The following is a 19,362-nucleotide window of genomic DNA, read 5'->3' as shown; positions in this document are numbered from 1 at the left end:
CGCTTCTGACCCGGTCCAACAAGAATCCGGGCAACCACAGGCAATTCAGACTCCGGCAAGTATCGCAGCAACAGTTCCACCACCGGCCACAGGATCATCGTCGACAACGACGAGACCACTTGCTCCCTATGTCCCTGGTCCGGAGCTGACGCCCGGCACCACTGCTTCATTGTTGTACAACACAAACCTTCAGACTCGACAACCATCAGCTCCTTCCCTGAATCAAGCATCAGCGTCTGCCGCCAGCCCCGTGCTCTCGATGGAGGAACGGGCTGCAGCCCCCCCTCCAAGAGCTCACGCGTCGTATCCACCCTTGCCGGCTGGTTCTCAGGCAAAACCGACCGCCAAACGTCCTTCTGCCATTGTGAACAAAGATGCGGTGGCTCGCGTGCAGGCGCAACAGGCAGCACTCAAAGCGACGCAATCAGCAGCGGTATTGCCCGATGACCTTCAGCATTTCGGTGAAGGACTCGGAGAGGTCGTGCGAACGTTCCGGCAAGCCGTGACCGATGTCCGTAATAGTGTCGACCCTCAAATGAGTACGATTCAGGCCGAACTGGATGCCGCCAAAAAAGAAATCCAGCAATCTATGGATGCCGCTAAAGAATTACCGCCGCCGCAAGAAGATCCCCAGAAATCTGCGTGACCCTCATCCATAGAGCCTCCTCATATTTCACTCATGTTCTTGCCGACTGATGTTTGCCCTCTTCGCACCACTCACATGAGGGATCGCTATCGCTGTAGACGTTACCAAAATACTCCAGCACCCGACCCTGACGTGACCCTTGAACAGGCTCAGTCGAACAGTTAATGAGCCATTGATGCTTTAGAGAAAGCGAGGGTTGGTCAGACAGTTCTACATCTACTGGATCGGTGATGGGATGAGGCGGTCATTTTCTTCGTTCTGGCGGGAGGTGCCTACAGGCTTGGGGGAAGAGGTCCATATCGGAAAAATAGCAGCCGTTGGCCGGCAGGCGATAGTCTGAACGTTACATGCTGATTCGGAAAAGCTTGCTCGTTACTCAGGATGGATTTCGACTTCGATTCAGAGCCTCAACCAGTCCGACCAATTCCTCTTGTACCGTCTTCTCCAAATCCACAAACTGGATACCCATGCCTGGAAACAGAAGGTATCGCTCCGGCTTGTTGCGAACCCAGGCGACCTTCGCCTTCGCTTTCAGCTTGTTCCACGGCCGATCTGGAAGGGCAAATTCGACCGTCAATTCGGTGCCAGGACTGAGAGGGACACCACTCTCGATAAAAAGCCCACCGCCGCTGATTCCCCCGGTTAGACTATCAAAGTGCTTTCCTTCTGGTGTGGTATATCGGATCTTCAGAGCAAGGGGCGCACGGGGCTGCTTGCGACAATGGGCAAACCGCCCTTCTTCACCACTGACAACCACGTGCTCGATGATTGCCCCCCAAGACATGCTGCCCAACAACTGGCCAGAGGAGTCGCGTACGTTGATTATCTCTCGCCCAGAATCAATACTCAGAGATTTTCCTTGATACCCCGTAGTGGAAACGACAGGAAACGTCATACATCCCTTTTCCGGGTGGCGTAAGCCAGGAGTGGAATTATGCTGCATGCCCTATCTTCTGGGTTGATTTCACTAACTCATGAATTCGATCTCGGACATTCTCCGCTATTTCAGTGAACCGTATCCCCATTCCTGGGCTAAACGTATATTGATCAGCTTTCGGACAAACCCAGGCGACGGTTCCTTTTGCGGGCATCCATTCATCAGATTTCTCTTGAAACGAGAACTCCATAGCCAATCTGGTCCCTACAGAAAGAGGGGTCTGGCTTTCGATAAATAATCCTCCACCGCCAATACCACCTGCCCGACTTTCACATCGTGGTCCTTCTGGGCTGTTGTACCGTACCCGGAACGCGAGCGAAATCCGAGGCTCTGACCGGACCTCCTTTTGAACACCCATAACATCCACCTTGCGGTAGGCAAGTATTTGATCAATGACGAAGTCCCAGGACAGGGAGCCGATTGCCTCCCCCTTCACACCCAACAAGACGATCATTTCACGGGCTGCGTCAAGTTCAATGACGTTGCCTTTATAACGAAGACTCAAAGAAACAGGGTATTTCACAGCCACTCCCTCAAAAACACGTACGAGGCAAGTATAGCGCGGCGTTTCTGATTGTCGAGGAAAATGAGGAGGTTAGGAAAAGCGATGGAAAGAGGTAACGGCCAGGGGGGAAATTTATATTTCCCCCCTTCTACGAATTATTAGCTAGACTTATCAATCAATAATAGAAATGTGTCAGTTTTTATGCGGTCTTAGCGTCATTTTCCTGTTCAAATATGCGCATCGGTGGGTTTTTTCCCAAGATTGCATCTTCCGTAATCACCACTTCTACGATTTGTTTCTGAGAGGGGGCATCATACATGATGTCAAGCATCACTTCTTCCAGGATCGCCCGAAGACCTCTGGCCCCAGTCTTCTGCGCATAGGCTTTACGCGCTAGGGCCCCCAACGCCGCTTCGGTGAATCGGAGCTTGACCTTTTCAAACGATAACAGCTTCTCGTACTGCTTGGTCAACGCATTGCGCGGTTCAGTCAGGATACGGATCAAGGCTCGCTCGTCTAACTCCTCTAACGTGGCCACGACGGGTAATCGTCCTACGAATTCCGGTATCAGACCGTACTTCAGAAAATCCTCTGGCTGTACCTTTGACAGAAAATCTCCCAAACGAATGTCGCTTTTTCCGCGGATTTCAGCTCCAAATCCAATGGATTTTCGATTCAGACGCTGTTCGATGATCTGTTCTAAACCGACAAACGCTCCACCACAGATAAACAAAATGTTGCTGGTATTGACTTGAATAAATTCCTGATGCGGATGCTTTCTCCCTCCCTGCGGTGGGACATTCGCGACCGTGCCTTCGATCAATTTCAGTAGGGCTTGCTGAACACCCTCGCCAGACACGTCACGCGTAATAGACGGGCTATCGCTCTTCCGACTGATCTTATCGATTTCGTCGATGTACACAATTCCGCGTTCAGCCCGCTCCACATCGTAATCCGCAGCTTGCAGGAGTTTCAGAATGATATTCTCGACATCTTCCCCCACATAACCGGCTTCGGTCAGCGTCGTGGCATCAGCAAGAGTAAATGGGACGTCAAGATATTTAGCCAAGGTCTGGGCCAAGAGAGTCTTCCCCGTGCCGGTCGGACCCACCATGAGGATATTGCCCTTTTGGAGCTCGATATCATCAACCTCTTTTTCCTTTGAGGAGATGCGCTTGTAATGATTATGTACGGCCACAGACAAAATGCGTTTAGCCCGATCCTGCCCAATGACATATTGATCGAGGTGATGCTTGATCTCCGCTGGTTTCTTGAGTTTAGACGAAATTTCTTCTTTGGCTTCTTCCCAGTCCTCCGCAATGATGTCATTACAAAGATTGACGCACTCATCACAGATATACACCGTCGGTCCGGCGATGAGTTTTCTTACCTCATCACGGCTTTTTCCACAGAAAGAACAGCGCAAGTGTCGGTCCATCTTTTCCTGCTTGGCCATGCACCCTCCTGCGTTACTTACCTTTGATCCCGTCGCCGGATTCTACTGCTTTCATAAGTTTGGGTGGTCGTGTGATGACCTCGTCTATGAGGCCGTACCGCTTCGCTTCTTCGCCGGACATGAAATAGTCCCGTTCTGTGTCATGCGCGATCTTTTCAATCGGCTGGCCAGTGTGTTTGGCCATGATTTCATTGAGACGTTCACGAATCTTGAGAATTTCCCTGGCATGAATGTCTATTTCCGTCGCTTGTCCTTGGAACCCACCCAACGGTTGATGGATCATCACCCGAGCATTGGGCAGGGAAAAACGCTTGCCTTTTGTTCCGGCGGTCAATAGGAGCGCACCCATACTGGCAGCCTGACCGAGGCAGATGGTGTTGATCGGGGGCTTCACATATTGCATGGTATCGTATATGCCCAATCCGGCAGTCACACTACCTCCCGGAGAGTTGACGTAGAGATTAATATCTTTTTCGGGATCTTCCGATTCAAGAAAGAGCAGTTGCGCAATCACTAAGTTGGCAAACACATCATCGATTGGAGCTCCAAGAAAAATGATGCGATCTTTGAGAAGGCGTGAGTAGATGTCATAGGCTCGTTCGCCTCGATTGGTTTGTTCGACTACCATCGGAACCAACATATTGTTCAATTCCTTTCCCGGGCAACTCCGTACCCAACACCCACCACGCCTATCCTTGAATGAACGCTTGACGATAGACAACATCCAGCGCCTTATCGGCCAAGATCCTCGCGCGTAATTCCTCAATAGAATCCTGGCCACCTGCCTGGATCATTTTCACGAGATCGGCCATCGGTACCCTGAGCTCCGTAGCTAGTCGAGTCACTTCATTATTCAGATCGTCCTGGGTCACCGACAAGCTTTCTTTCTCCGCGATGGCCTCAAGAATCAACCCTGCTTTCACACGACGATTTGCGTCCTCACGGTGCTCTTCGCGAATCTTCTTCAATTCTTCCGCATCTGGCGGAGGAGGGGAATCGGTGACGTTGCCGCGCTGTCGTGCTTGTAATTTCTGCTGCACAATCGTGCTGAGCTCTCGTTCTACAAGTGTATCAGGGAGATCAAAATGATGGGTCTCGATAAGGCGTTTGAGAAGAGTATCTTTGTAGGACTCTTCAATATCCCTCTTGAGCGCCTTTTCCATTTGGCCACGCAACTTGTCCTTTAACTCGTGCAGCGACGCGTATGGTCCGCAGTCCTTGGCGAACTCATCATCAAGGGTAGGAAGCTTTTTCTGTTTAACCCCCTTTATGACGAGGCGGAAGCTGAGAGCTTTTCCCGCGACCCGTTGATCCGGATGGCTCACCGGATAGGTCTGAGGAATTTCTACCATATCCCCTGCCTGTCTTCCGATCAGATGAGCGTCGATTTCAATCCCCAGCAAAGCGGCCTTTGATCCCACTTTATGGAGCTGGCCTTCCTTCTTTGTACCTTCGAGAGGAGCACCTTCCAGAAATCCTTCGAGATCGACGATGGCATAATCCCCTTCGGCTAAAACCGTACCAGCTTGAGCCTCGTCTAGGCGCGCCTGTTGTTCGCGCAATACTTCGAGAGCACGGTCTATCTGTTCCTCTGCAACCGTGCGCTTGTCGGCCTGGAGCGAAATGGGATTGGGGGACTTATAGTCGCGAAGTTCGATTGTCGGTTTGATTTCGACGGTCGCCGTGAACGTAAACGGGGCGTCTTTTTGGATTTTGACCCGATCCAGAGGAGGAATATCCACCACTACTGGACTAATCCCAGCCTGTTTGATGGCCCGACCATAGAAGTCCGGCACGAGCTTTCGAATGACATCCTCTTCGATTGTTTTGGCATAACGCTTTTCTAAAATAGCCACCGGGGCTTTCCCTGGTCGAAACCCTGGAATCCGAACCTGACGGTTGAGTTCCAAATAGGCTCGTGAAAATTGTTGCGCCACCTCATCGACCGGCACCTCGATTTTCAAGGCGCGTTTCATTGGTCCTAACTCAGTCACTTCCATCTTCATTGTCGAAATGAGACTCCCTACTCCATAAGTGTTCGTTATAGTGGTGCGAGAGGGGGGACTTGAACCCCCACGGTTGCCCACGAGATCCTAAGTCTCGCGCGTCTGCCAGTTCCGCCACTCTCGCATGGTAGAGGATACCGTGGAGCTGCCACTCTATAACGATAGATTAACTAACCAAGAGTGGCTAAGACTGTAAAAACACGCGATGTCGTATAGCGTTGTACCGTTGGACACCTGTAATGTCAACCCATACGACCGAGGGTACCCTACTCCTCTGTATGGATGGTCCAGCTTGGCTATTTGCCGATCTACTCTATCCCCGTTACTCACCGAAAACTTCACCCATACATTCACTGTGGTACACCGCAAGGCGACCGCCCTACTACCGCGGCTGCCTCCTCATTTCGAATAGCATCGACGAGCGCCGGTCACCTTGCTGGCCATGAATACGCATGCTAAGATACTCTCCCTTTACACTTCTCGATGCGGAGAGGTGCGAGAGTGGACGAATCGACATGCTTGGAAAGCATGCGTCCCGGTAACGGGACCGTGGGTTCGAATCCCACCCTCTCCGCCATACCGCATTTTATGTGTACCGCCTGCTCTTTATCGCTGTATCGTAATTTCCGCGGGCGGTATAGACACCTGAAGCTTGGGCGGGGCTGGAAGGTCTCGATCGAGAATAGGGGCTGGGCCCTGTGCAATAGAACCCTGTGAACCCCGCCAGATCCGGAAGGAAGCAACGGTAAGCAGTCAGTTCTATGTGCCGCAGGATCACCTAGCCCCACTCTCTATCAAAAAACTTGGCGTATTTAGGGACATCCTGGCGTCCATGAATCTCAGGTTTTCTTAAGACTTACTGTAGGGGAGCAACGCGACAATTGGATTACCAAGTCTCCGCGCGCAAATATCGGCCCGGCACGTTTGACGATGTGATTGGTCAGCCCCATGTCGTCCAAACGTTGATGAACGCGGTCTCGACGAAGCGAGTCGCGCACGCGTATCTCTTTTCCGGCACGCGAGGTGTGGGGAAAACGACCGTCGCACGAATCCTCGCGAAGGCACTCAACTGTGAACGAGGACCGACAAGTCATCCCTGTGACACCTGTGAAAATTGCCGTGAAATTGCACAGGGGAACTCGGTTGATGTCATCGAGATCGACGGCGCATCGAACACCAGCGTGGATGATGTGCGAGAGATCCGAGAGAACGTTCGATTCACGCCATTTCGTGGTCAGTTTCGCGTCTACCTTATCGATGAAGTCCACATGCTCTCAAACTCGGCGTTTAATGCCCTCTTAAAGACACTCGAAGAACCACCAGCACATGTCGTGTTCATCTTTGCGACAACGGAGATTCACAAAATCCCCGCGACGATTCTCTCGCGATGTCAGCATTACAACTTTCGTCGGATCGCCAGGACTGAAATCATCGAACGACTTCGGCACGTCGCAGCGCAAGATCAGTTGTTGCTTGAGGAACGGAGCTTCGTGGCCCTGGCTCGTGCCAGTGAAGGGAGTATGCGTGACGCCTTGAGTTTGCTTGATCAGGCCATTGCCTACGGCGGCAAAACCATCAGCCACGCGGATCTTGAACTGCTCTTGGGAGCCGTCCCTCAAGAACTGGTGCAGGAACTTCTCCGAGCGATTTTGGCCCAAGACAGCCCTGCTGCCCTTGCCAGTCTGGCTAACCTGTTGGACCGGGGACATGACTTGCGGGCGTTCTGCGCGGAAGTCGTGGAACACATCCGTAATCTGCTGGTGGCAGCAGTCGTTCCCAGTACGGTCGAGCTGCGTAGTTTGATTGAAACCTCGGAAGATGATCTGAACCAGCTGTCGCTGGATGCCAAGATACTGACTCCGGAGCGGTTTCAGGAACTGCTGACAATCTTCATCCAAGCGGAAGATTCTTTACGATTCAGCAGCCATCCTCGTTTCGTGGTGGAGACTGCGGCTGTTCGAGCTACTCGCCTGCTTCGCCAACGAGAGAGTACGGAGGCTCGCCCAGCACAGACAGCGTCGTCTTCCAGCCAGAAACCTCCAGCTAGACCGGAAGAGCGCAAGAGCGGGCCATCAACTCCTCAGACTTTACGCCAGGCCGTACCCACGGCGTCACAGCCCATCCCTAAACCCGCTCACACGCCCAGGGGGGAAACGGACGAAGGGTCAGCGATCTCACCCAAACCATCTCACAATCCACCGACCGCTGTGACGACAACCGCCCCAGCCACCGTGCCTCCCATAGCCGTTGGTCCACAACCAACATTGCAGTGGGACTTAGTCCAAGAAGAGGTTGCCGCTTCATTTCCTAATATTGGCCCGTTTCTCGAAGCCGGCAGGTTTGTTGGAATGGAGGGCGGCTTCGTCACCATAGGATTTGCCAAGCAGGCAACCGTGGCCAGAGCGAGATTGGAGAAGGAAGAAAATCTTCTGGTGTTATCAAAGCTATGCGAGCGTCAGTTGGGATCTCCCGTACGTGTCCGTATCATCGAGCTGACTGAGACTCATCCACCGGGACCGACCATGGCCCAAATACGAGCAGCCAAGGAACAAGAACAACGGGTGATGTTGTTCGAACGTGCGAAAGCGAACCCGACGGTGAAGCAGGCCCTCGAGATATTCGGCGTCGAATTGGCCGAGGTTCGTCCTATAGCTCAGCAGGAGGCAAGCGAATGAAAAGTCCTTTCGGTAATATGGGCAACATTCTTAAGCAAGCTCAGGCCATGCAGGAACAAATGGCCAAGATTCAGGAACAAGCAGCGTCAAAAACCGCCAGCGGGACGGCCGGCGGTGGGATTGTCACCGTCACAGCGAACGGGGCGATGCAGATTGTCAGTGTGGCGATCGATCCCGAGGTCGTCAAGAGCGGCGATGTCGATATGCTCCAGGACCTTGTGGTGGCCGCGACAAACGATGCGCTCCGCAAAGCCAAGGAATTGATGGAAGGCGAAATGAAAGCCCTGACTGGCGGGATGAAAATTCCAGGCCTGTTTTAGCGATGGCCGTCGATCAACAGGGCTTGTTGGCGAGATTGATCAAGGAATTGGTTCGTCTCCCAGGAATTGGTCACAAGAGCGCCCAGCGATTGGCCTTTCATCTCATGAAGGCCGAGCGAGAGGATGCCTTGCGGCTGGCGGATGCCATTCGTGCGGTGAAAGATGGGTTGGCGTTTTGCCGACAATGTCGCAATATCGCCGAAGCAGACTTATGTGAGTTTTGCCTCGACCCGAAACGTGATCAGACCAAGATCTTCGTCGTTGAAGAACCGAGTACGCTGTACGCCGTCGAACGGGCAGGCGCCTATCGCGGGCTCTATCACGTCTTATTGGGAACGCTTTCCCCACTCGACGGCATAGGCCCGGGCGACATCAAAGCTGAGGAGCTGGTTGAGCGCGTGAAACTCGGCGGGGTTGAGGAAATCATTCTCGCAACGAACCCGACCATTGAAGGAGAAGCCACCGCGATCTATCTGACCCGATTGCTTAAGCCCTTCGGCGTCCGCGTTTCCCGAATTGCCTATGGGATTCCAGTAGGCATGGATATTGAGTATGCGGACGAAGTGACGTTGTTGAAATCGATTGAAGGACGGCGCGAGTTGTAAACCTAACAGACCCCTTCCGGCCCTCGTTGACCCCTCTTCAACGAGGTTGCTATAGTCATCGTTGACGTATCCAAAATCACCGCTATGAAAGCACGTTCTCCGCATAAAGACGCTCCTTCAACCAAACCGCCACGCGCGGTGCCTGCCGAATCATCGGCGAATAAACGGAGGACAACTCCCAGGAAAGCAAAATATCCTGACATTCGCCGTGATCTTGAACGGCAACGGACGGCAATCCTGAATGAGGCCGGGGACGTTCTGACGCACCGGGAAAACCTCGAAGCATTCCCCGATGTCAGTGATCAAGCGTCCGCCGAGGTCGATCAGAGCTTTTCAATGCGAATTCGGGACCGCGAAGGGAAGTTGCTCAAGAAGATCGATGAAGCGCTGGAACGGATGAATGTAGCGACCTACGGGATCTGCGAGCGCTGCAGTGGAGATATCCCTTACAAACGGCTCAAAGCTCGCCCTGTCACCACCCTCTGTATCGAGTGCAAGACCCTCCAAGAACAGGAAGAACAAGCTCGAGGCTGAATCCTTTTCTTCACACGAATCAAGAATACTCAAGATAATCCCGGTAGAATAAGGAACTACTGCTTCAAGGCCTTCACCCGTTCCTTGACGTGTACTATACGGGCTTCCTCTTCGGGTATCCCTTCCACAAGAGCAAGATAGGTTTCGTACTCGGAGACAGCGCGTTTCGGGTTCGTGGCTTCAGATGCTTCGGCAAGATTGTACCGAGCCAGGGCATAGTTAGGACGCAGAACCACCGCCTTTTCGAACAAGCGTAAGCCAGCCGCCGTGTCCCCTAATTTTACCTGGACCGTACCGAGATTGTTCAACACTTCTGGGATGTTGGGCCTGAGGGTTAGTGACTGCAGCAACTCCGCTTTTGCTTTCTCGAGTTGGCCTTTCACGAGCCATGCAACCCCAAGTTTGTGCCGAGCTTCGGCAAGCCAGACCTTATTTGTGAACCCACTGGAAATCGCCTTTTGGTACGCATCGGCGGCGATCTCATAGTTCTTGTCCCCGCAGTAGGCAAGCTGAGCAGCCTGACCACGAGCGAATTGCTGCAACGACGCGAACAGCTCTTTATCCTCGGTTCCCTGACTCTCCATTGTTTGCCCCCCCGTACCCCCCGTAAAATTGCGAAGCCGATCAAGAAACTCCCGTCGGTACGGAGAGAAGAGGCGCACATAGGGATCGATCGTGTAGGAGGCCTGGAGCAGGACCGGACGGTCGTGAGGACCGGTGACGAGATACTGGGTCGTGCTTTTCTCGTCTCCAGTTTCGAGGAGCGCGCTGCTCTCCATATTCATTCGTGTTTCCAATTGAGCCACGTTTAAGTAGAACTCGACCGACGGCTTCAGTTGAGAAAGCGTGTGCCGAAGCACCGGATAGGGCTTGAGGTCCAGTCCCTTCGAGAAGGTGAACAGAGCCCCTACCAGCACGTCATCTTCGTCGAAGAAATAGGATTCCTCTCCGTGCGAGGCACTTGCTTCCACAGGAATGACAAGCTCCTGCCCGCTCCCCCAACTCGTCGAGGTATCCGCCACGGGAGGGGATTTTTTCAAGAAGTTGACCTTGCGCTCACAGAGCGCCGTTGACACGAGCAGAGGAAGGTCGCTTTTCGAGGGTGGGAGCGGAGGCTTCACAGGGGCCGGGGACCCGCCACACCCGATCACCAGACCCACAACCGCAAAGAGACTGGCCAAAGATACGGACCTGAAGAAATTCGACGGGCAATCCCTGTCCTGCATACTACAAACAATACACGATTCGAGGGGGTCTTCGCGAAGAGGAAATGAAAAGGCCCGCTCTTCTCTCAAGAGCGGGCCTTTTCTCATTCGAAAGGACTGGGTAAACTAGCGACGCTGTGCGTCTACCATATTGTCTTCCGCTGTATAGCCGGAAAGATACGAGAATCCGGTTGCCAGCTTATAGATCGGACGATTGATCCCATAGTCGAACGCATGGCCGATCGGATTTGAGAAAAATCCAAGCCAACGAAGGGGATGATCGTTGACAGCCGAACCAGCAGCGGGGTCTGAGTATACCAGCGCGGTGCTGTCCAGAATATTGTAGATGCTGGTTGGGGGCGTGTACTCCTTGTCAACGACTCCTGCGGTTTGTTGATGCGCCGTACTGCAACCGACGGCAACCGTAGCCAGCACCATGATGCCCAGAATGGTCGATATTGCTTTCATATGTAGACCTCTCTTGTTTCGGCTCCCATCTACTGGAAACTCAAACTAGATACGCCCAAAAGACAATCAGAAGTGTAGCCGACACCCTCGTTTCTGTCCAGAATTCAAGGTGTTCGATCGTTGCAGGAAAAGTCAACGTTTCTCAGCAGATAGGACGCCGTCAGGAAGGAGAGGATGGTGGGCGATACAGGTATCGAACCTGTGGCCTCTTCCGTGTGAATGTAAAAAGATAGGTTTTCAAATGTGCTAGCTGTTGCAACGGTTTCCCCATTTATCTCAGCAATTGCACGGAGTTCTGAGCATTCTATTTGCTCTACTAAGTTCACCGCTTCTGGTGCTTCCCGATCGGTTCTGGCACAAAAGTATCCACAGTATAAGTACGTATATTAAAACGTGGTTCGGCGCGCTGTGCGCAGTACAGCCAGTGATGAATGCCAGCGCGAGCAGTAAGGATCTATTTATTTGGAAGAGTCATCTCAAAGTATTCTTATAGATCTTCCCGTCCTTCATGATCACCACGAAATTCTTCGCCGGGTCATCAATGAGTTTGATGTTCGCGATCGGGTCGCCATCGACAAGCAGCAAGTCGGCGAGAGCACCTACCTCGACAACACCAAGCTTGCCGGGATAGGGACTCCGCAAGCCGGACAACGCGAGCAGCTCGGCGTTATCCGCCGTCGCCATTCTGAGCACTTCAACCGGCTGATACCACTGCGCCATCTTCGAGAGCATTTTTCCCTGTCCGGCTGCGTTTTCAGCACTGAAGAGAATGTCGGTACCCCAGGCAGTTTTGATCTTATATTTCTTGGCCAGTGCGTAGGCTGTATCGGTGCCGCTGAACATCTCGAGCTGCTTGATCCGGTTCGGCGAACCTTCAGAGAATGGCGAAGGATGGTCGTCGGTGAATGGTTGCAGGCTCCACCAAACGCCTTTTTCCCCCATCAGCTTCACGGTGGCATCATCGAGTAACTGACCGTGGTCGATACACTTCACGCCGGCTTCAATTGCCTGCTTCACGGCCCGTGGAGTGTAAGCGTGCACGGTCACGTAGGTGCCCCAGTTCTCGGCACTCTCCACTGCGGCACGCAACTCGTCGCTGCTGTATTGCGTAACATCAAGCGGATCAAAGCTCGACGCGACACCGCCACCCGCCATTAACTTAATCTGAGAGGCTCCCAACATCAGCTGCTCGCGCACCCGCTGGCGCACCATATCAGGACTATCGGCGATCGCGGTCGCGCCGATGCGTTCACCATAGGTGTAGTCGCCAGGGCGGGATGGAATGTCCGTCGGTAACCGGAAGTCACCATGGCCACCCGTCTGGGAAATGAACGCACCGGACGGCCAGACTCGCGGTCCGGCCACGAGCCCCTGATCAATCGCTCGCTTGAGCCCGAACACCGGGCCGCCCAGATCGCGCACGCTGGTGAAGCCGCGCATGAGCATCTCGTGTGCAGCTTTCCCAGCGGCAATGTTGACGTACCCGATGTCGGCCATCAGGATCACCGCCTGCGACACATTCGAGAACATGAGATGGACATGGGCGTCGATCAATCCCGGCATGAGTGTACGCCCACCGCCCTGAATCCGCGTCACCGATGTGTCGGAGGGGACAGTTACGGGCACAGTGGAAATCACTTTGATGGTGTTACCGACAATCAACACGTTCGTAGGCGACGACAGACGATCGGAGGATCCATTGAAGACGCGCACATTCTCGAACAGCATACTAGGTGGAACATCGGTAGCCTGAGCATTCGGCCCAAGGATATCGTTGAAAAGGATGAGCACAGCCAGTGCCACCATGAGATAGCGTTTCATGTCTTTCCTCTCTCCAACACAGTCAAAGTGCTGGCCATGAATTGTCTACGAGTGCCCGACTCCATTCTCCGTTCAAATCAAATTGCGCCGGAATCGTGCTCATCAGCAATAGTTGCTTCGCACTTTTTTCAGTCAGACAAAAGAGATACATCGGAGAAGCAATGCAGATCTGATCTTTAGACACACCAGACCATCTATCCACACGTCCTAATCGCCATCGGTCTACTGCTTCACCGAATTACTGGGGCTTTCCTTGTCGGACGGCTCCTCCTTCGGAAGAAAATCGCGAATCAGGTTATTGAGAAAGACACCGGAATATAAATGCCAAATCGCATTCAGTAAACCTATAAACAAGTAAGATCGGTTATGTCTATGGCAAGATTATTAGGTTAGGATCAGGTCAAGGGAATCTGGCTGCCTCAAAAATATTTCTCGCCGCCCAGCATCATGATGCATTCAGCTTACTGATTAGACTATCTCGATCGGCTGCAGACTATGCCAAGAGCCATGTTGCCAAGGTTGACCGCACCACCTGAACTTCCTGTTCCCAAGGGCCTACAGCCTATTCCTGTCCCCTACTGACCTCTCCTGTCCCTTCCTGCCTAATGTTCTTTCTTCTCTCAGTACGCTAACCTCGCACTAGCGGCACTCATGTTGTGCTGTTCCATAACTCCTGGTTACGGTGGAGGAGCATGAAAAGAACATCCCACAACCACCGCGTGTCGGTTCGGGAATTGGCTGAGCTGCTGCGGGTCAGCACCGATACCATTCGACGGGCCTACCGAAGAGGAGACCTCCCGGCAATTCTGGTGAAGACCGCGCTCCGGTTCGATCTGGAGGAAGTCCATCGCGTGATGCAACGCCAGGCCGAGGCCTATCGGAGCGCACGGCGATGCGCCGCAAGCGGCGCACGCCGGATGCCCATAGAGGCACAGCCCCCGCCTTGTCAAACGGGGGCGCAAATTCCAGCAGAGAATAAATCATGAGCCTTTCCAAACGATTAGACCAAAACCCTGCTCGTACGAGAGTACTCCTATCGGGAAGTGAACCCTCTGCCGGACTCCAACAGCAACACTGTCAGCGCTGCGCCAAAGCCTGGTGGCCCCGTCAACCACACACGCCAGTCCGTTGTCCCGGTTGCAAGAGCCCATACTGGGACAAGCCTCGGCGGCTGAGACAGGCCGCCACACCTTCGAACGAATCGGTGAACAAAGAGGCGCTCGGCAACAGCCTCGGCCAGACACTCACCAAGGCCCATGAGAGAGAGGACGACCACCAACGAGACCACGAAGACCGCTCCTTGGCACACGCGCTTCATATGCTCAAGGCGATGAAAGCCGCCGGACGAACCTGGCAGGAGATGGCCGACCGGCTGGAACGGGAATTCGGGACTACATTGGAGAAAGACCAACTGAAGGCGCTCGTTCGATAAACATCACGTTCCCTGCCCCTACCACCAGTCCGGGAAGGGAACCACAATCCTTGTCGCTGAGCGCAGCGCCTTGCAGTAGGCAAACCTGGATGCGGTAGGAAGGTTGGCCTGCTGCTCCCAGCGAAGCTCAGCCGCCAGTGATTCGCTGGCGTTCTGACGCGAGCACGGAAACGGGGGTGCGGGGGTGTCGGAAGACGCCCCCTCCTGGGGCTAAGGAAGGCGATGTTGCTGACGATCAAAGATGTATCCGCCTGGCTCAAGATCAAACCCTCAACGCTCTACCTCTGGGCTGCTCAAGGTAGGATTCCCAGTCAGAAGATATATGGCTTGGTCCGGTTCGAGCGAGAGAAGGTGACGGAATGGTTGGATTCGTTTGAGCGGAAATCACCCGAATCAGTGCCGCGAGCGTCACGGGCGAGTCACCGCGATCTGGATCGCATCATTGAAGCGGCCAAGCGAGACGCCTATACTCCGCCCCCGGGGAAACCATCGACAGCGAGCCCAAAGGGAAGGGAGGTAGACCGTGGGGCTCGTTAAACGAGGGAATGTCTGGTGGATGAATTTGATTTTTCAGGGTCAGCGGATACGCCGGTCCACCGGGACGGCGAATCGGGCCTTAGCTGACTCGATCATGGCCAAGGTGAAGGTTCAGCTGATTGAGGGGCAGTATTTTGATCGCCTCGAAGAAAAGACTCGAACCTTCGATGAATTGATGGATCGTTTCGAGCGGGAGCATCTCGTGAAGTTGGCAAGCCAGCAGATATGTCAGGTCTTCGTGAAACGCTTCCGTGTGTTCTTCGGAGGTCGGACGTTAGCGGAGATCACGCCCCGACTGATCGTGGACTATAAGAGCACACGGTACGCGGCTGGGGTGCAAGCCGCCTCGATTAATCGAGAGCTTAGTTGCTTGAGAAAGGCCTTCAACCTCGCCAAGCGGGAGTGGGAATGGTGCCGCGAGAATCCCGTGAGCCGCGTGTCCCTCGAAAAGGGCGCGAACAAACGGGACCGTTGGCTGACAGAAGACGAAGAGGCGCAATTGCTCAGCGCTTGTCCGTCATGGTTGCGCGACCTCGTGGTGTTCGCGCTGCATACCGGGATGCGGTTGGGTGAGATCCTCTCGCTGACATGGAGCGCAGTGGATCTGGTTCGGAGAACGGTCACGGTCTTTCGATCCAAGAACGGAGAACGGCGCACGGTGCCGTTGAATCATACCGCGATGGCGCTCCTCACAGAGAAGGCCAAGGTGCGCCACCTGAAAACATGTCTCGCGTTTCCAAGTCAGGCTGGCACACGTCTCGATCCCAACCATCTGCGACAGGCCTTACGGCCTGCCATGGCCAAGGCTGAGATCGTGGATTGTCATTTCCATGACCTCCGGCACACCTTCGCGACGAGGCTAGTCCAATCCGGGATCGATCTGTACAAGGTACAGCGATTGCTCGGGCACAAGTCTCCGATCATGACGCAACGGTATGCCCACCACTACCCGGAGAGCTTACGAGATGGGGTGGAGATATTGGACCGACGGGGGCGCTGTGACACAAAATCGACCACAGTGCTGAGGACCTCGGAAAGCGTTGTCTTGGAAGTGCTTGAAAAGATGGTGGGCGATACAGGTATCGAACCTGTGGCCTCTTCCGTGTGAAGGAAGCGCTCTACCACTGAGCTAATCGCCCGACCGGAGGCAAGTCCAAAAAGCGGCCAAACTCTAGCACTGCGCCCCCGGGGCAGTCAACGCGGAGGCTACTCCCTCGCGAGTGATCGATCAGCTCATTGTGTGATTTCAGGTAGTACCGTTCGCGGTGAGCCCTTCGATGAACTCAGGACAAGCCTGTCGAACCATGATCGGGTGATTCCCCGGAATTAAAGAGAGTCGGCACAAGTTCGCCATCGATTATCTTGACAGAGGAAAAAATCGGTTCGTACAATGCCGCATTACTCACCGGTTGTGTGCTGTTCCCAATCACATGCGTGACGATGTTGTGATAGTCGGCGGTGGTCTGGCTGGTTCCGAAGCTGCCTGGCAGGCGGCGAGTCGCGGTGCCAAGGTCACGCTCTACGAGATGCGCCCGAAAGAGATGACGAAGGCGCACAAAACGGGCGGCTTGGCCGAACTCGTCTGCTCGAACTCGCTGGGATCTCTCGATCCCCTGAATGCGCCCGGCATCTTGAAAGAAGAGATGCGGCGGCTGAACTCGCTGATCATCTCTGCCGCAGAGCAATCCAAAGTGCCGGCCGGATCGGCACTAGCCGTTGATCGTGATCAGTTCTCCCAGCACATCACCCGCGCGCTGGAAGGCCATCCAAATATCAGAATTCTCCACGAAGCAATCAGCGAGATCCCGACCGATTGCCTCTGCATCATCGCAACGGGGCCGTTGACCTCCGACACTCTCTCACAAGCCATCCGTGCGGCAACGCAATCCCAGCACTTGTATTTTTACGACGCGATCTCACCGATCGTCGATGCGGACTCGATCAATATGGACATCGTGTTTCGCGCGTCACGCTATGACAAAGGCGGAGATGATTATTTAAATTGCCCCATGACGGCAGAACAGTACAATGCGTTTTACGACGCCATGATGTTGGCGGAAAAAGTCCAGCCGAAGGAATTTGAGAAGACGCCTTATTTTGAGGCCTGCGTGCCGATTGAAGTACTCGCTGAACGTGGCCGCCAGACGATGCAGTTCGGGCCTATGAAACCAGTAGGCCTCAAAGATCCAAGAACCGGGCTGCAACCAGCAGCCGTCGTGCAATTGCGAACCGAAAATATTCATCGCACCTGCTACAACCTGGTGGGCTTTCAGACGAAACTGACCTATGGCGAACAGAAGCGCGTGTTTCGCATGATCCCAGGGCTCGAACAGGCTGAGTTCCTCCGGTATGGAAGCCTGCATCGCAATACGTTCATCAATTCTCCTCAGCTCCTCCTGAACACGCTGCAATTCAAGGCTCGCGGCACGCTCTTTTTTGCCGGGCAGCTTGTGGGCGTGGAAGGCTACACCGAATCGGCAGCCATGGGGGGCCTGGCCGGGATCAATGCCGCGCGGGCTTTGGCAGGAGAACCGCTGATCACGCCTCCCCCCACAACCGCGCATGGCTGCTTGATCGCACATATCGCCTCATCGGATCCGCGCCATTTCCAGCCCATGAACACTAACTTCGGCCTGTTTCCTCCCTTGTCGAACCATCCCAAAGACAAAGAGAAGAAGCGTCGCTTGCTCAGCCAACGAGCCCTTGAGGATTTTGACTTGTGGAAGATGCAATCAAGGCTTTCGTAATGTACCTCCAGGTTGAACGCAATGCGTCACAGGAGACGATTCGCAGTTATCGATCCGACCTTCATCAGCTGGTGAGGTTCCTTCAACCAACCAAGGAGGACACCACACCCATCCACATCGATACGGTTACCAGCGACAATATTCGCGCCCACCTACACAGGTTGGATCATCAAGGCGAGAAAGCGTCTTCCTTAGCGAGAAAACTGGCGTGCCTGCGAAGTTTTTTTCGGTTTCTCGTTCGTGAGGGGCAGCTTTCTAAGAACCCCACGGAAAACCTGAGGAGCCCCAAGCTACCCAAGCCGCTCCCCCGAGTATTGACAAAGGACGACGCGGCGGCGCTCATGGAGTTTCCGTCTGGCCAGTCGCCTCTCACCCTACGCGACCGTGCCCTGCTGGAAACACTGTACTCGACCGGTGCTCGGGTAAGTGAGGTCGTAGGCATCAATCTGGATGATCTGAACGAGACGGACGGAAGCGTGTGCTTGAGCGGGAAGGGCCGCAAGGAACGGATGGTCCCGATCGGGGATCTGGCGCTTCACGCCATCCGAGAGTATCGCACGTCATTGAAACCGATGGCCCGCAGCGGTCAGCTGCAGGCTCCAATGTTTTTGAATCATCGTGGAGGCCGGATTACCACGCGGAGTGTCGCTCGAATGGTTGCTCGATATTCCAGCCGTCTCGTGAGTGGAGCGGTCAGTCCCCACGCCTTGCGGCACTCCTACGCGACGCATCTGCTCGACGAAGGCGCGGATCTCCGGTCGATTCAGGAAATGCTCGGCCACGCGTCACTGAGCACGACACAAAAATATACGCATTTGGCGATGGATCAGCTTCTCACGGTGTACGATAGCGCCCACCCACGAGCACGGGTGACGGCAAGCCCCTTGTCACGAAAGGACCGGAAATCGTCATGATCATTCGCTCGACCACCATCCTCTGTGTCCGGCGCGATGGACGGGTCGCCATGGGCTGTGACGGCCAAGTGACCGTTGGCACCACGGTGATGAAGCACAACGCCAAGAAACTCCGGCGCCTGCATCATGACCAGATCTTGGCAGGATTTGCCGGTGCCACAGCTGATGCGTTTACGCTGTTCGAGAAATTCGAGAGCAAATTGGAGGAGTATCGGGGCAATCTCACGAGAGCGGCAGTCGAGCTTGCGAAAGATTGGCGAACCGACCGGGCGCTTCGACGGTTGGAAGCGCTGCTTGCCGTCGCCGGCAAGGAACAGTCGTTCATCATTTCAGGAACCGGCGATGTCATAGAACCGGAAGACGGCATTTTAGCCATCGGTTCGGGTGGACCCTATGCCCTCGCGGCTGCCAGAGGACTGCTCCGCCATTCTCAACTCGAGGCCCCAGCGATCATCACCGAAGCCATGAACATCGCAGGTTCGATTGACATCTACACCAACCAACAGATTATTGTTGAAGAACTTCAAGGATAACTCACCATCATGAAGGCTCTC

Annotated in this window: 19 protein-coding genes, 3 tRNA genes and 1 other RNA gene; 13 read left to right on the top strand and 10 right to left on the bottom strand. The window is 54.2% G+C overall.

Features of this window, described 5'->3' with window-relative positions; translation table 11 throughout:
* Nucleotides 1–1,022 precede the first annotated feature (1,022 nt).
* The 6 genes from E8D52_06480 to E8D52_06455 all read right to left on the bottom strand — a co-directional run bounded on the left by E8D52_06480 (nucleotide 1,023) and on the right by E8D52_06455 (nucleotide 5,674).
* Nucleotides 1,023–1,589 carry a hypothetical protein gene (locus E8D52_06480; GenBank protein ID TKB68639.1) on the bottom strand — a complete coding sequence of 189 codons (567 nt, stop codon included), beginning with the start codon at nucleotides 1,587–1,589 and terminating at the stop codon, nucleotides 1,023–1,025.
* Nucleotides 1,579–2,106: a hypothetical protein gene (locus E8D52_06475; GenBank protein ID TKB68638.1), complete on the bottom strand. Its 528-nt coding sequence runs from the start codon at nucleotides 2,104–2,106 to the stop codon at nucleotides 1,579–1,581. Before E8D52_06475 ends, E8D52_06480 begins: the two co-directional genes overlap by 11 nt.
* Before the next feature lie 181 nt (nucleotides 2,107–2,287).
* Entirely contained in the window at nucleotides 2,288–3,544 is a 1,257-nt protein-coding gene (gene clpX / locus E8D52_06470; protein TKB68637.1) for an ATP-dependent Clp protease ATP-binding subunit ClpX, read from the bottom strand.
* A gap of 13 nt (nucleotides 3,545–3,557) precedes the next feature.
* The gene (gene clpP / locus E8D52_06465) at nucleotides 3,558–4,184 is read right to left on the bottom strand and encodes an ATP-dependent Clp endopeptidase proteolytic subunit ClpP (GenBank protein ID TKB68636.1); all 627 of its coding nucleotides are present in this window, start codon (nucleotides 4,182–4,184) and stop codon (nucleotides 3,558–3,560) included.
* 49 nt (nucleotides 4,185–4,233) lie between these two features.
* Nucleotides 4,234–5,550: a trigger factor gene (tig, locus tag E8D52_06460; GenBank protein ID TKB68635.1), complete on the bottom strand. Its 1,317-nt coding sequence runs from the start codon at nucleotides 5,548–5,550 to the stop codon at nucleotides 4,234–4,236.
* Nucleotides 5,551–5,591: 41 nt separating this feature from the next.
* Nucleotides 5,592–5,674 (bottom strand) — tRNA-Leu (locus tag E8D52_06455).
* A gap of 363 nt (nucleotides 5,675–6,037) precedes the next feature.
* Between E8D52_06455 and E8D52_06450 the strand changes: the two genes are divergently transcribed.
* From E8D52_06450 to E8D52_06425, 6 genes are all read left to right on the top strand, one after another.
* A tRNA-Ser gene (locus tag E8D52_06450) sits at nucleotides 6,038–6,127 on the top strand.
* Nucleotides 6,128–6,237: 110 nt separating this feature from the next.
* Nucleotides 6,238–6,337, top strand: an RNA gene (gene ffs / locus E8D52_06445) — signal recognition particle sRNA small type.
* A gap of 49 nt (nucleotides 6,338–6,386) precedes the next feature.
* Nucleotides 6,387–8,225, top strand: a complete 1,839-nt coding sequence (dnaX, locus tag E8D52_06440) for a DNA polymerase III subunit gamma/tau (protein ID TKB68634.1) — start codon at nucleotides 6,387–6,389, stop codon at nucleotides 8,223–8,225.
* Nucleotides 8,222–8,545: a YbaB/EbfC family nucleoid-associated protein gene (locus E8D52_06435; protein ID TKB68633.1), complete on the top strand. Its 324-nt coding sequence runs from the start codon at nucleotides 8,222–8,224 to the stop codon at nucleotides 8,543–8,545. The genes dnaX and E8D52_06435 overlap by 4 nt, the downstream gene beginning before the upstream one ends.
* Before the next feature lie 2 nt (nucleotides 8,546–8,547).
* On the top strand, nucleotides 8,548–9,150 hold the full coding sequence (gene recR / locus E8D52_06430; protein ID TKB68632.1) for a recombination protein RecR: 603 nt from the start codon (nucleotides 8,548–8,550) through the stop codon (nucleotides 9,148–9,150).
* A gap of 84 nt (nucleotides 9,151–9,234) precedes the next feature.
* Entirely contained in the window at nucleotides 9,235–9,684 is a 450-nt protein-coding gene (locus tag E8D52_06425) for an RNA polymerase-binding protein DksA (protein ID TKB68631.1), read from the top strand.
* Nucleotides 9,685–9,740: 56 nt separating this feature from the next.
* On the opposite strand, the gene E8D52_06420 is transcribed toward E8D52_06425, so the two are convergent.
* The 3 genes from E8D52_06420 to E8D52_06410 all read right to left on the bottom strand — a co-directional run bounded on the left by E8D52_06420 (nucleotide 9,741) and on the right by E8D52_06410 (nucleotide 13,178).
* Nucleotides 9,741–10,865: a hypothetical protein gene (locus E8D52_06420; protein ID TKB68630.1), complete on the bottom strand. Its 1,125-nt coding sequence runs from the start codon at nucleotides 10,863–10,865 to the stop codon at nucleotides 9,741–9,743.
* Between the two features lie 150 nt (nucleotides 10,866–11,015).
* Nucleotides 11,016–11,357, bottom strand: coding sequence for a hypothetical protein (locus tag E8D52_06415; protein ID TKB68629.1), 342 nt, complete (start codon nucleotides 11,355–11,357; stop codon nucleotides 11,016–11,018).
* Between the two features lie 471 nt (nucleotides 11,358–11,828).
* Nucleotides 11,829–13,178 (bottom strand): amidohydrolase family protein, encoded by a 1,350-nt coding sequence (locus E8D52_06410; GenBank protein TKB68628.1) that lies wholly within the window; start codon nucleotides 13,176–13,178, stop codon nucleotides 11,829–11,831.
* 692 nt (nucleotides 13,179–13,870) lie between these two features.
* Between E8D52_06410 and E8D52_06405 the strand changes: the two genes are divergently transcribed.
* The 4 genes from E8D52_06405 to E8D52_06390 all read left to right on the top strand — a co-directional run bounded on the left by E8D52_06405 (nucleotide 13,871) and on the right by E8D52_06390 (nucleotide 16,255).
* Nucleotides 13,871–14,164 carry a helix-turn-helix domain-containing protein gene (locus tag E8D52_06405; GenBank protein TKB68627.1) on the top strand — a complete coding sequence of 98 codons (294 nt, stop codon included), beginning with the start codon at nucleotides 13,871–13,873 and terminating at the stop codon, nucleotides 14,162–14,164.
* A complete protein-coding gene (locus tag E8D52_06400; protein TKB68626.1) occupies nucleotides 14,161–14,610 on the top strand; it encodes a hypothetical protein in 450 nt (149 codons plus the stop codon). The genes E8D52_06405 and E8D52_06400 overlap by 4 nt, the downstream gene beginning before the upstream one ends.
* Nucleotides 14,611–14,832: 222 nt before the next feature.
* The gene (locus E8D52_06395; protein TKB68625.1) at nucleotides 14,833–15,147 is read left to right on the top strand and encodes a helix-turn-helix domain-containing protein; all 315 of its coding nucleotides are present in this window, start codon (nucleotides 14,833–14,835) and stop codon (nucleotides 15,145–15,147) included.
* The gene (locus tag E8D52_06390; protein ID TKB69426.1) at nucleotides 15,134–16,255 is read left to right on the top strand and encodes a site-specific integrase; all 1,122 of its coding nucleotides are present in this window, start codon (nucleotides 15,134–15,136) and stop codon (nucleotides 16,253–16,255) included. The genes E8D52_06395 and E8D52_06390 overlap by 14 nt, the downstream gene beginning before the upstream one ends.
* Here the strand turns inward: E8D52_06390 and E8D52_06385 are convergent.
* A tRNA-Val gene (locus E8D52_06385) sits at nucleotides 16,212–16,286 on the bottom strand. The two genes, E8D52_06390 and E8D52_06385, sit on opposite strands and share 44 nt — an antisense overlap.
* Nucleotides 16,287–16,577: 291 nt before the next feature.
* On the opposite strand from E8D52_06385, the gene E8D52_06380 reads away from it, so the two are divergent.
* From E8D52_06380 to hslV, 3 genes are read left to right on the top strand one after another with little or no spacing between them, the layout of a single operon-like run.
* Nucleotides 16,578–17,894 (top strand): methylenetetrahydrofolate--tRNA-(uracil(54)-C(5))-methyltransferase (FADH(2)-oxidizing) TrmFO, encoded by a 1,317-nt coding sequence (locus E8D52_06380; GenBank protein ID TKB68624.1) that lies wholly within the window; start codon nucleotides 16,578–16,580, stop codon nucleotides 17,892–17,894.
* Nucleotides 17,867–18,808 (top strand): tyrosine recombinase XerC, encoded by a 942-nt coding sequence (xerC, locus tag E8D52_06375; GenBank protein ID TKB68623.1) that lies wholly within the window; start codon nucleotides 17,867–17,869, stop codon nucleotides 18,806–18,808. The genes E8D52_06380 and xerC overlap by 28 nt, the downstream gene beginning before the upstream one ends.
* Nucleotides 18,805–19,341 carry an ATP-dependent protease subunit HslV gene (hslV, locus tag E8D52_06370; GenBank protein TKB68622.1) on the top strand — a complete coding sequence of 179 codons (537 nt, stop codon included), beginning with the start codon at nucleotides 18,805–18,807 and terminating at the stop codon, nucleotides 19,339–19,341. The genes xerC and hslV overlap by 4 nt, the downstream gene beginning before the upstream one ends.
* The last annotated feature ends 21 nt before the right edge of the window (nucleotides 19,342–19,362 follow it).

Origin of the sequence: Nitrospira sp. (assembly GCA_005116745.1) — a bacterium.
Classification (GTDB): Bacteria; Nitrospirota; Nitrospiria; order Nitrospirales; family Nitrospiraceae; genus Nitrospira_D.
Note: the sequence above shows the minus strand (reverse complement) of the source record. Positions and strands in the feature narration are given on the sequence as shown.